General features: G+C 65.4%; 7 protein-coding genes. 4 read left to right on the top strand and 3 right to left on the bottom strand.

The genetic code is table 11. The annotated features are described in order from the left end of the window. Nucleotides 1-2: 2 nt before the first annotated feature. Together secD and yajC are read right to left on the bottom strand one after the other, a co-directional pair. On the bottom strand, nucleotides 3-1,844 hold the full coding sequence (gene secD / locus ABQF30_RS08845; protein ID WP_448462411.1) for a protein translocase subunit SecD: 1,842 nt from the start codon (nucleotides 1,842-1,844) through the stop codon (nucleotides 3-5). A gap of 73 nt (nucleotides 1,845-1,917) precedes the next feature. Beyond that, nucleotides 1,918-2,277 carry a preprotein translocase subunit YajC gene (gene yajC, locus ABQF30_RS08840; protein WP_448462409.1) on the bottom strand — a complete coding sequence of 120 codons (360 nt, stop codon included), beginning with the start codon at nucleotides 2,275-2,277 and terminating at the stop codon, nucleotides 1,918-1,920. Between the two features lie 261 nt (nucleotides 2,278-2,538). On the opposite strand from yajC, the gene gabT reads away from it, so the two are divergent. After that, nucleotides 2,539-3,885, top strand: coding sequence for a 4-aminobutyrate--2-oxoglutarate transaminase (gene gabT, locus ABQF30_RS08835; protein ID WP_448462407.1), 1,347 nt, complete (start codon nucleotides 2,539-2,541; stop codon nucleotides 3,883-3,885). Here gabT and ABQF30_RS08830 read toward each other — a convergent pair. Then, the gene (locus ABQF30_RS08830; RefSeq protein WP_448462405.1) at nucleotides 3,882-4,523 is read right to left on the bottom strand and encodes a hypothetical protein; all 642 of its coding nucleotides are present in this window, start codon (nucleotides 4,521-4,523) and stop codon (nucleotides 3,882-3,884) included. The genes gabT and ABQF30_RS08830 overlap by 4 nt on opposite strands. A gap of 68 nt (nucleotides 4,524-4,591) precedes the next feature. On the opposite strand from ABQF30_RS08830, the gene ABQF30_RS08825 reads away from it, so the two are divergent. The 3 genes from ABQF30_RS08825 (at nucleotide 4,592) to car (ABQF30_RS08815) (ending at nucleotide 12,647) form a co-directional block, all read left to right on the top strand. Continuing rightward, nucleotides 4,592-5,227, top strand: a complete 636-nt coding sequence (locus ABQF30_RS08825; RefSeq protein WP_448462403.1) for a maleylpyruvate isomerase N-terminal domain-containing protein — start codon at nucleotides 4,592-4,594, stop codon at nucleotides 5,225-5,227. 195 nt (nucleotides 5,228-5,422) lie between these two features. Beyond that, the gene (gene car / locus ABQF30_RS08820; protein WP_448462402.1) at nucleotides 5,423-8,953 is read left to right on the top strand and encodes a carboxylic acid reductase; all 3,531 of its coding nucleotides are present in this window, start codon (nucleotides 5,423-5,425) and stop codon (nucleotides 8,951-8,953) included. A gap of 226 nt (nucleotides 8,954-9,179) precedes the next feature. Then, a complete protein-coding gene (gene car, locus ABQF30_RS08815) occupies nucleotides 9,180-12,647 on the top strand; it encodes a carboxylic acid reductase (RefSeq protein WP_448462400.1) in 3,468 nt (1,155 codons plus the stop codon).

Genomic DNA, 12,647 nt, shown 5'->3' with positions numbered 1-12,647 from the left:
GGCTATCCCCGTCCCGCGGTCGCATGTGCGGTTTCCCGACGTTCTCGCGCGATCTGTTGCACCGCGCCGAGTCCGTTCAACGCCGGCTTGGCCATCAACGCGGACTTGGACGCCAGGAACACCAACGGCCAGGTCACCAGGAACACCACGACGATATCGAGGATGGTGGTCAGGCCCGTGGTGAACGCGAAGCCCTTCACCTGCCCGATCGCCAGGACGTAGAGCACGGCGGCGGCCAGGAAGGTCACCGCATTGCCGGACACGATGGTCTTGCGGGCGCGCGCCCAGCCTCGCGGCACTGCCGACCGGAACGAACGTCCTTCGCGGATCTCGTCCTTGATGCGTTCGAAGAACACCACGAACGAGTCTGCCGTGGTGCCGATGCCGATAATCAGACCGGCGATGCCGGCCAGATCCAGCGTGTAGCCGATGTATCTGCCGAGCAGCACCAGCATGGCGTAGACGACAGCGCCGGCGGCCACCAGTGACAACGCCACCAGCAGTCCGAGCACGCGGTAGTACAGCAGCGAATAGATCAGCACGGCGGCCAGTCCGATGGCACCTGCGATCAAGCCCGCTTTCAATGACGCCAATCCCAGGGTCGCCGAAACGGTTTCAGCCTCCGAGGATTCGAACGACAACGGCAGCGAACCGTACTTGAGCACGTTGGCCAGTTCCTTCGCCGAGTCCGCGGTGAACTGACCGGTGATCTGGGTGTTGCCGCCCGGGATGGCCTCACGGATCTCCGGGGCGCTGACGACACGCGAGTCCAGGGTGAACGCCGTTTGGGTGCCCACGTTGGCGGCGGTGAAGTCCGCCCAGGTCGTCGCGCCGCCGCTCTTGAACTCCACATCGACCACATACTGGCCTTGCTGCTGATCCAGCCCTGAGCTGGCGTTCTGGATCTCTTCACCGCTCATGATCGACTTGTTGAGCAGGTACACCGTCTGCCCGTCGGTCGAGCAGGTGATCAACGGCAGATTCGGGTCGTCATTGCCTGCCAGCACATCGTCTTCGCCACAGCGGGTGGCCTGGTACTGCAGGGCCAGGATCTGAACCGACGGATTGGTGCTCTGCCGGAGTTCCTTCTCGTCGGCGATGCGGTCGGCCAGCGCGGGCTCCGGGCCGTCCGGGTTCTGCCCGGGTGTGGCAGGTGCAGGCTCGCCCGGAGCCGGTGCCGGAGTGGGCTCACCCGGAGCCGGCTGACCCGGAGTCGGTGGCGGTTCCAACGGATAGGGCCGGGGCTGAGGTGTGGGCTGCTCACCGGCCGGCGGGGCCGCGGGCGGCGCTTCTTGCGGGGCTCCCGGCGGGATCATGCCGGGCAGGCCCGGAAGTCCTGGAACTGCCGGCGCACCCGGCGCGCCCGGGGCACCCGGGATTGCGGGGACACCCGGTACACCAGGCACACCAGGTGCTGCCGGCGCCTCCGCCGGTGGCTGACCGTCCTGTGGAGCAGCGGGTTTGGCAGGCATCGCATGGATGACCGGACGGATGTACAGACGCGCCGTCTGGCCAAGGGCGCGCGCCTCGTTGCCGCCGTCGCCGGGCACGGTGATGACCAGGTTGTCGCCGTCGATGACGACCTCCGAGCCGGAGACGCCGAGGCCGTCCACCCGGGAACTGATGATCTGCTGGGCTTGGTTGAGGGCCTCGGTGGTGGGTGCCGAGCCATCGGGGGTGCGCGCCGTCAGCGTCACCCGCGTGCCACCCTCCAGGTCGATGCCGAGTTTGGGGGTGGCCTGCTTGTCACCGGTGAGGAACACCAGTAGGTAGACGCCGACAAGCAGCACCAGAAAGAGCGTCAGGTAGCGGGCAGGATGCACCGGCGCCGAAGACGATGCCACGTTGCTTGGGTCTCCTTGAGATCAGTTCGTCAGCACCGCAAAGGGTACGTGCTTTTCCTGGGTGGTCTTGCTGTCAGTCTTTCTTCAGACCGTCCTGGTCCGTCACGCCGGTGCTCTCGGTCAGTTCGGTGGCGCCGAGTGCGTCGTCTTCGATGTCATCGTCATCGTCGTCGGTGTCGGCTTCGATGCGGTCGCGCACCGCCAGCTTCATCCAGGTGGTGACGACGCCGGGTGCGATCTCCAGGTCGACGTTGTCGTCCGAGATTCCGGCGATCGTGCCCTGCAGGCCCGACGTGGTGTGAATCCTGTCACCGACCTGCAGCGAGTTGTGCAGGTCGATCGTGGCCTGCATCGCCTTCTTCTGGCGACGCGACGCAAAGAACATGAATGCGCCCATGATGATCAGTAGGGGCAGGAAGATGACCAGATCCATGGCAGCACTGTCTTTCGTATCGAGTCGTTGTCACGGTGTCCGGCCACACGGCCGCGGCACCTCATAGTTGTCCAGTCTGCCATTGCACCGGTGCGGACCCGCGGGCCCGGTCGTCCCACGCAGCAATTAGCCCAACTAAACGCCGCACCTGGCCGGTGCGCATCAACGATCGAACGCAAAACCAATTGACCCCGTACCGGGCCGACTAGTCTCAAATACGGACTGTTTCGCCGCGCCGCAATACGTTCGCAGGAGTCAGTGTTGAGCCATCCAGAGCAGAGCCGTCATCTGGCCACCGCCATCCCGGGCCCCAATTCCCAGGCCCTGATCGATCGGAAATCCGCAGCAGTTTCCCGCGGTGTCGGCACCACCATGCCGGTCTACACAGCGCGGGCCGGCGGGGGCATCGTCGAGGACGTCGACGGTAACCGGTTGATCGATCTCGGCTCCGGGATTGCCGTGACCACGATCGGCAACGCCTCCCCGCGGGTGGTGGACGCCGTGGCGACTCAAGCTTCCAAGTTCACCCATACCTGCTTCATGGTCACGCCGTACGAGGAGTACGTCGCGGTCTGTGAACATCTCAACCGTCTCACTCCGGTGCACGGCGAGAAGCGGTCGGCACTGTTCAACTCCGGCTCCGAGGCCGTCGAGAACGCCATCAAGATCGCCCGCTCGTACACCCACAAATCCGCGGTCGTCGCGTTCGATCACGCCTATCACGGCCGCACCAACCTCACCATGGCGTTGACCGCCAAGGTGATGCCCTACAAGCACGGCTTCGGGCCGTTCGCACCCGAGATCTACCGCGCCCCGCTGTCCTATCCGTTCCGCGACGCCGAGTTCGGCAAGGAGATGGCCACGGACGGCGAGCTCGCGGCCCGGCGCGCGATCAATGTGATCGACAAGCAGATCGGCGCCGACAATCTGGCCGCGGTCATCATCGAGCCCATCCAGGGTGAGGGCGGCTTCATCGTTCCGGCCGACGGTTTCCTGTCCACGCTGCTGGACTGGTGCCGCAGCAACGACGTGGTGTTCATCGCCGACGAGGTGCAGACCGGTTTCGCCCGGACCGGCGCGATGTTCGCCTGCGAGCACGAAGGAGTCGATCCAGACCTGATCGTGACGGCGAAAGGTATCGCCGACGGGCTGCCGCTGTCGGCGGTGACCGGTCGCGCCGAAATCATGGATTCCCCGCACGTTTCGGGACTCGGCGGCACTTACGGGGGCAATCCGATCGCCTGCGCGGCGGCCCTGGCCACGATCGAGACCATCGAGGCCGACGGTTTGGTCGAGCGGGCTGCCCAAATCGAAGTGTTGATGAAGGACCGGTTGGGACGGCTGCAGGCCGAGGACGATCGCGTCGGCGACGTGCGCGGCCGCGGTGCGATGATCGCGATGGAACTCGTCAAGCCCGGCACCACCGAACCCGATGCCGAGCTGACGAAGGCGCTGTGCGCGGGCGCGCACGCTGCCGGGGTGATCGTGCTGTCCTGTGGCACCTACGGCAACGTGCTGCGCTTCCTACCTCCGTTGACGATCAGCGACGAACTGCTCGTCGAGGGTCTCGACGTGCTCGAACTGATCCTCCGCGACCTGTCCGTTTAGTGCGCGTGGGTGTGGCGCCGGCCGAACAGCCCGCCCATGCCCCGATGCTTCGGCGCAGCCGGGACCTCCGTGGTCGGAGCGTCGGCGGCCGTTGCTGACGCCGGAGCGACTGTCGCCGGAGCCGGCTCTGTCATCACCGGCCGCTCGGCGAACTCCACGTCGCGCGCGGCACGGATCGACAGCCGACCCAGCGCCATCGCACCGAGAAACACGATCACCGCGCCCAGGCCTGAGAAGTACGCCAGCTCGATCGCCACTCGTTTGGCGTCGGTGACGGCTACCGGTATCCCGGGGTCACCGATGGCCGTGGTCGCCGACACCGCCCGGCCCACAACGAACCAGGCGCCGGCCACTACCGCCAGCCAACCGCCGAGCATCGCCGTGGCGCGGTTGCGTGAGCCGAGCACGAGAAGGCCACCGAGCACGGTGACGGCGCCCGGCAAGACCTCAAGCCAGCCCCGCGCGGCCGTCCACACCCACGGTTGATCCGGGGACAACGCGAAGTCGAAGTACGGCCCGACGAATGGAATCAGGGCACCCCAGATTCCGAGCAGTACGAGCAGGAGCCCACTGGCTGCCCCGCGGCTTCGCGGCATCCGCATCCTGCCGCCGCGACGGCGGGTATCGATTTCAGTCATGACGCCTCCTTTGGTCGGGGAACGGGTACCCAGATCGAGACGAGGCGTAACGCTTCTAAGCTGAAGTAATGCGTCTCGATGACGGCATGCTTCGCGATGTGCTGGCCGACGCATGGGAGCGGTGGGCGCGAAGATGCGCCGAACTCACCGCCCGCGAGTGGGCTGCCGATACCCGGCTCGATGCGTGGAATGTGCAGGCTCTCGTGGCCCATCTCTGTCCTGAGCCGACGATGTTCGACGAGCTGGCCGTCGCGAGACTGGACGGCCCGGCGGCGGTTACCGACGCGGCTGCGATGCTGCGCATCTTCAACGAACCCGACGGCGTGGCGAACACCACCGCCGACCAGATCGCGGAACGTGCGGTATCGGAGGCGACCGAGCTGACCGCGGAGACGGCAGCGGCCCGATTCCGGGAATGCGCGACGCGGATGCGTCGACTGCCGGAAATGACGTCGGCCCGCGAGACCGTGATCCGGTACCCGATCGTCGACAGCACCACCCTGGCCGTGGTGGCCGAGCTCGCGCTCATGGAGGCGACAGTGCATCTGCTGGACTTCGCCGATGCGGTGGGCGGTGTGGCACCTTCCGCTCCGGCATTAGCGGCGACCCGCGATCTGCTGATCGCAGTACCCGACCCGACGGCGGCGGTAGAGGTGCTGGCCGGCCGCAGAGAGCCGAGCGCTGCCGTTCCGACAATCCGCTGACCAGCTCGGCGGCAATGCGAATTCCGTTGGGCTACAGCACTTCAGACATTCTTGTGAGCTGATTCAGCGGATTCACAGCATATTGGCAGCTGCAGAACTGGCGATCGGGAAATAAGTTTAGATTTACTAACGTAGTAGTTGCCGGGTGCAGCGTAGCGCCGCAAATACTTAGCTATCGCCAAGAGGAACCATCTGATGTCGACTGATACGCGTGAAGAGCGGCTAGCGCGCCGCATCGCCGAATTGACCGCCAACGATCCGCAGTTCGCGGCCGCGATCCCCAGCGAGGCGGTTACCGCGGCGGTCGACGAACCCGGCCTCCGGCTGCCGCAGATAGTGCAGGCCGTACTGCAGGGTTATGCGGACCGCCCGGCTCTCGGCGAGCGGGCCGTCGAGTTCGTCGTCGACCCCGCGACCGGCAGGACCACGGCGCGGCTGCTCCCCCGCTTCGACACCATCACCTACGGACAGCTGTGGGAACGGGTGCGGGCACTGACCAGCGCGCTGTACGAATCGGGCGTGGCCGCCGGCGATCGGGTCGCGATCTTGGGATTCACCAGCGCCGACTACGCCACGATCGACACCGCGCTGGGTCAGTTGGGAGCGGTGTCGGTGCCCTTGCAGACGAGCTCGTCGGCCGGCGCGCTGGCACCCATCGTGGCGGAGACAGAACCCACCGTGATCGCCGCGAGCGTCGACTACCTCGCCGACGCCGTCGAACTGGCCCTGACCGCCCATGCCCCGGCCCGGGTGATCGTGTTCGATCACCATCCTGAGCTCGACGACCATCGCGACGCGCTGGCAGCGGCCAACGTCAAGCTGACCGAAGCCGGCTCCCCGGTGCTCATCGACACCTTCGCCGACCTGCTGGATCAGGGCAGGGACCTTCCGCAGGCGCCTGCCCCGCAGACCGACGAGGCCGACCAGCTTGCGTTGCTGGTCTACACGTCGGGCAGCACGGGCGCCCCCAAGGGCGCGATGTACCTGCAGAGTGCGGTCGCCAAGTTCTGGCGCCGCAACAGCGCGGCATGGTTGGCGCCGACGACCGCATCCATCAACCTCAGTTTCATGCCGATGAGCCATGTGATGGGCCGCGGCATCCTCTACGCGTCGCTCGCAGCCGGCGGCACCTGCTACTTCGCCGCCCGCAGCGACCTCTCCACCTTGTTGGAAGACCTTGCCCTGACGCGGCCCACCGAGCTGAACTTCGTGCCACGGGTGTGGGAGATGATCTTCGGTGAGTTCCAGAGCCGGGTGGACCACCTTGTCACCGCGGACTCCGATCGCGCCGCCGTCGAAGCCGAGGTGATGGCCGATCTGCGCCGGAACCTGCTCGGCGGCCGGTTCATCTCGGCGATGACCGGGTCGGCACCGATCTCGGCCGACCTTCGCGCTTGGCTGGAACAGTTCCTCGACCTCCACGTGCTGGAGGGCTACGGCTCGACCGAGGCCGGCATGGTGTTCTTCGACGATCAGGTACAGCGTCCCCCGGTGATCGACTACAAGCTCGTCGACGTGCCTGATCTCGGCTACTTCGGCACCGACAAGCCGCATCCACGTGGCGAGCTGCTGGTCAAGACCGAGAATCTGTTTCCCGGCTACTACAAGCGGCCGGAAGTCACCGCCGCGGTGTTCGACGAGGACGGCTTCTACAAGACCGGCGATATCGTCGCCGAGATCGGCCCGGATCAACTCAAATACGTTGATCGACGCAACAACGTGCTCAAGCTCGCGCAGGGCGAATTCGTCACCGTGGCAAAGCTCGAGGCCGTGTTCGGCAACAGCCCCCTGGTGCGCCAGATCTACGTCTACGGCAACAGCGCTCAGCCGTATCTGCTTGCGGTCGTGGTGCCTACCGATGATGCTCTGAAGCGGTGGCCGGCCGCCGAGCTCAAGAGCCAGATAGCCGAGTCCCTGCAGAAGGTGGCTCGAGATGCCGGCCTGCAGTCCTATGAGATCCCCCGCGACTTTCTTGTGGAGACAGAACCTTTCACATTGGAGAACGGTCTGCTCACCGGCATCCGCAAGTTGGCCTGGCCGAAACTCAAGGCGCACTATGGCGTTCGACTTGAGCAGCTCTACACCGAGCTGGCCGAAAGCCAGGCTCGCGAACTGCAGGTGCTGCGCGCACACGGCGCCGACACCTCGGTGCTCGAGACGGTCGGCCGCGCCGCGGGCGCCCTGCTCGGCGCCTCCGCAGGCGACCTGCAGCCCGACGCCCACTTCACCGACCTCGGCGGCGATTCGTTGTCCGCGTTGACATTCGGCAATCTGCTACGTGAAGTCTTCGACGTCGACGTGCCCGTCGGCGTGATCGTCAGCCCGGCGAATGACCTGAGCGCGATCGCCGCCTACATCGAGGCGCAACGTCAGCCGGGTTCCAAGCGCCCGACCTACGCATCGGTACACGGCCGGCATGCCGGCGAGGTCAGCGCAGCCGACCTCACATTGGACAAGTTCATCGACGAGCAGACTCTCGCCGCGGCACCGAACCTGCCGAAGGCAAGCGCCGAGGTACGGACAGTATTGCTCACCGGCGCAACGGGATTCCTGGGCCGCTACCTCGCTCTGGAATGGTTGGAGCGGATGGACCTGGTCGACGGCAAGGTGATCTGCCTCGTGCGGGCCAAATCCGATGCGGACGCCCGCCGCCGGCTGGACGCCACGTTCGACAGTGCTGGATCTAACAGCGGCGGCGACGCGAAACTCCTTGCGCACTACCAGGAATTGGCCGCGGGCCACCTCGAAGTGATCGCCGGAGACAAGGGTGAGGCTGACCTCGGCCTGGATCGGCAGACCTGGCAGCGGCTGGCCGACACCGTCGACCTGATCGTCGACCCGGCGGCGCTGGTCAACCATGTGCTGCCCTACCGCGAGCTGTTCGGCCCCAACGTTGTCGGCACCGCCGAGCTGATCCGGATTGCGCTGACCACCAAGATCAAGCCGTACACCTACGTGTCGACGATCGGCGTGGGCGACCAGATCCAGCCGGGCACATTCGTCGAAGATGCCGACGTCCGCGTCATGAGTGCAACACGCCAGGTCAACGACGGCTACGCGAACGGCTATGGCAACAGCAAGTGGGCCGGCGAGGTTCTGCTGCGCGAGGCCAACGGGCTGTGCGGGTTGCCCGTGGCGGTTTTCCGCTGCGACATGATCCTGGCCGACACGACCTACTCGGGTCAGCTGAACCTTCCGGACATGTTCACCAGGATGATGCTGAGCCTGGTGGCCGGCGGCATTGCCCCCGGCTCGTTTTACGAGCTCGACGCTGACGGCAACCGGCAACGCGCGCACTACGACGGGCTGCCCGTCGAGTTCATCGCCGAGGCGGTGTCCACCCTCGGGGCGCATTCGGTCGAGGATTTCGAGACGTATCACGTGATGAACCCGTATGACGACGGCATCGGGATGGACGAGTTCGTCGATTGGCTGACCGACGCGGGCTACGCGATCGAGCGGATCGCCGATTACCGCGAGTGGGTACGGCGTTTCGAGAACACCCTGCGAGCGTTGCCGGACAAGCAGCGGCAGGCATCGCTGCTGCCGTTGCTGCACAACTACCAGAAGCCGGAACGGCCGATGCTGGGCGCGCTGGCCCCAACCGACCGGTTCCGCGCCGCGGTGCAGGACGCCAAGATCGGTCCTGACAAGGACATTCCGCACGTCACGGCGCCGATCATCGTGCAGTACGTCACCAACCTGGAGCAGCTCGGGCTGCTCTGAGTGATTCAGCCGTTCCGGCTTTCCGTTGGCTCTGCGTCTGCGGCGCATCCCACTCGCACTTCTGCGCCCAGAACGCAGAGCCAACGCATCAGGGCGTCGGCGGCGTGATGCATCTCGCAGCGGTTCAGCCGGCATATCGGGAATCTATTTAGTTTTACTAACGTAGTATTTTCTAGGCGCCGTCGAGCGCCGACATAGAAGATTTGATTTGCTCAGGGGACCAATTATGTCGACCGAAACACGCGATGACCGGTACGAACGCCGGATCGCAAACCTTTACGCCACCGATCAGCAGTTCGCCGATGCCCGACCCAGCGATGCCGTGAACGCCAAGACCGCCAACCCGGACTTGCGCCTACCCGCGGTCGTCAAAGAGGTCATGGTCGGCTATGCCGATCGCCCTGCGCTCGGGCAGCGCGCCGTCGAGCTCGTCACCGACGCCAACGGCCGTACATCGGCCGAGCTGCTCCCCCGGTTCGAGACCATCACCTACCGCCAGCTCGGGAGCCGCGTTCAGGCCGTGACCAACGCCTGGCACAACCATCCGGTCAAGCCCGGTGACCGCGTCGCCATCCTCGGCTTCACCAGCGTCGACTACACGACCATCGATGTCGCGCTCATCGAACTCGGCGCGGTGTCGGTGCCGCTGCAGACCAGCGCACAGCTCGCCCAGCTTCGCCCCATCCTCGCTGAAACCGAGCCGAAGCTGATCGCCTCGAGTATCGACTTCCTCGATGAGGCAATCGAATTGATCAAGTCCGGGCCTGCGCCGGCCCGCCTGGTGGTGTTCGACTACCGGTCCGAGGTCGATGATCAGCGAGAAGCTCTCGAATCGGCCAGGATCGCACTGGCGGACACCGAAGTGGTCGTCGAATCCATGGCCGACGTGCTGGACCGCGGCAGGTCGCTCGCCGACGCGCCGCTGTACGTGACCGGCCAAGCCGATCCGCTGACCCTGTTGATCTACACCTCCGGCAGCACCGGTACGCCGAAGGGTGCGATGTACCCGGAGAGCAAAGTCGCCAACATGTGGCGCATCGCCTCGAAGGCCAGCTGGGATGAGAACCAAAGCGTGCTGCCCGCGATCACGCTGAACTTCCTGCCGATGAGTCACGTGATGGGCCGCGGGATTCTGTACGCCACCATCAGCAGCGGCGGCACCGCCTACTTCGCGGCACGCAGCGACCTGTCCACTTTCCTGGAGGACCTCGCCCTGGTCCGGCCCACTCAGCTGAGTTTCGTGCCCCGCATCTGGGACATGCTGTTTCAGGAGTACCAGAGCCGTGTCGACCGCAGCGGAGCGCCCGAGGACGAGGTGCTCGCCGAAATCCGCCAGGATCTGCTGGGCGGCCGGTTCGTGTCCGCGATGACGGGTTCGGCGCCGATCTCCGCGGAGATGAAGAGCTGGGTGGAGAACCTGCTCGACATGCACCTGCTGGAAGGCTATGGCTCGACCGAGGCCGGCTCGGTGTTCGTCGACGGACACATCCAACGCCCGCCGGTGATCGACTACAAACTCGTCGACGTCCCGGACCTGGGCTACTTCCACACCGATCAGCCGCATCCGCGCGGCGAACTCCTGGTCAAGTCGGAGCAGATGTTCCCTGGTTACTACAAGCGTCCGGAGATCACCGCCGAGATGTTCGACGAGGACGGCTTCTACCGCACCGGCGACATCGTGGCCGAGCTCGGCCCCGATCAGGTCGAGTATCTGGATCGCCGCAACAACGTCTTGAAGCTGTCGCAGGGCGAGTTCGTCACGGTCTCCAAGCTGGAGGCGGTGTTCGGCGACAGCCCACTGGTCGGGCAGATCTACATTTACGGCAACAGCGCCCGGTCGTATCTGCTGGCCGTGGTGGTGCCGACCGATCCCACCGCGTCGAAGCAAGCCATCAGCGATTCGTTGCAGGACGCGGCACGTGCCGCCGGCCTGCAGTCCTACGAGATCCCCCGCGATTTCCTCGTGGAGACAACACCGTTCACGTTGGAGAACGGTCTGCTCACCGGGATCCGCAAGCTGGCCCGGCCGAAACTGAAGGCGCACTACAGCGCTCAATTGGAGCAGCTCTACACCGAGCTGGCCGACAGCCAGGCCGATGAACTGCGTGAGCTGCGCCGCAACGGCGCCACCGGACCGGTGATCGACACCGTAAGCCGCGCCGCCGGAGCCCTGCTCGGGGCGTCGGCCGGCGATCTGAAGCCCGACGCCCACTTCACCGATCTCGGTGGAGATTCGTTGTCCGCGTTGACCTTCTCCAACCTGCTGCACGAGATCTTCGACGTGGACGTGCCCGTCGGCGTGATCGTCAGCCCGGCCACCGATCTGGCCGGCGTCGCCGCCTACATCGACGGTGAGCGGCACGGTTCGAAGCGTCCGACGTACGCGTCGGTGCACGGCCGGGGCGCCACCGAGGTGCATGCCCGGGATCTGACGCTGGACAAGTTCATCGACAGCGCCACCCTGGCTGCCGCATCCAACCTTCCGAAGGCGAGCACCGAGATCCGCACGGTGTTGCTCACCGGCGCTACCGGATTTCTGGGCCGCTACCTGGCCCTGGAATGGCTAGAACGCATGGACCTCGTCGACGGCAAGGTGATCGCCCTGGTCCGTGCCCGCAGCAATGACGAGGCACGGGCCCGCCTGGACAAGACCTTCGATGTCGGCGACGCGAAACTCCTTGCCCACTACAAAGAATTGGCCGCCGACCACCTCGAGGTCATCGCCGGCGACAAGGGTGAAGCCGATCTGGGTCTCGACCATGACACCTGGCAGCGACTGGCCGACACCGTCGACCTGATCGTCGACCCGGCCGCCCTGGTCAACCACATGCTGCCTTACAGCCAGATGTTCGGGCCCAATGCCCTGGGCACCGCCGAACTGATCCGCATCGCGCTGACGACGAAGATCAAGCCGTTCGTCTATGTGTCGACGATCGGTGTGGGTTGGGGTATCGAGCCCGGCAAATTCGTCGAGGATGCCGATATCCGGGTGATCAGCTCGACGCGCCAGGTCGACGACAGCTACGCCAACGGCTACGGCAACAGCAAGTGGGCCGGTGAGGTGTTGTTACGTGAGGCACATGACCTCTGCGGACTGCCCGTCTCGGTGTTCCGCTGCGACATGATCCTTGCGGACACAACGTATTCCGGCCAGCTGAACCTGCCTGACATGTTCACCAGGATGATGATGAGTCTGGTCGCCACCGGCATCGCGCCCGGATCGTTCTACGAACTTCATGCCAACGGCGACCGGCAGCGCGCCCACTATGACGGGCTGCCAGTGGAGTTCGTGTCTGAAGCCATCTCGACGCTGGGTGCCCATGTGACCGAGGGTTTCGAGACCTACCACGTGATGAACCCGTACGACGACGGCATCGGACTCGACGAGTTCGTGGACTGGCTGATCGAGGCCGGTTACCCGGTGCACCGGGTCGACGACTACGCCACCTGGCTGCAGCGGTTCGAGACCGCGTTGCGGGCTCTGCCGGACAAGCAGCGCCAGGTTTCGCTGCTGCCGCTGCTGCACAACTACCAGCAGCCGTCGCATCCGATGCTCGGTGCCGGTGCGCCGACCGATCGGTTCCGTGCCGCAGTGCAGGAAGCCAAGATCGGGCCCGACAAGGACATCCCGCACATTACGGCACCGGTCATCGTCAAGTACATCACCAACCTGCAGCAGCTCGGTCTGCTGTAA

The organism is Mycolicibacterium sp. XJ870, from assembly GCF_053483975.1.
This window is presented reverse-complemented; position numbering and strand designations above follow the sequence as displayed.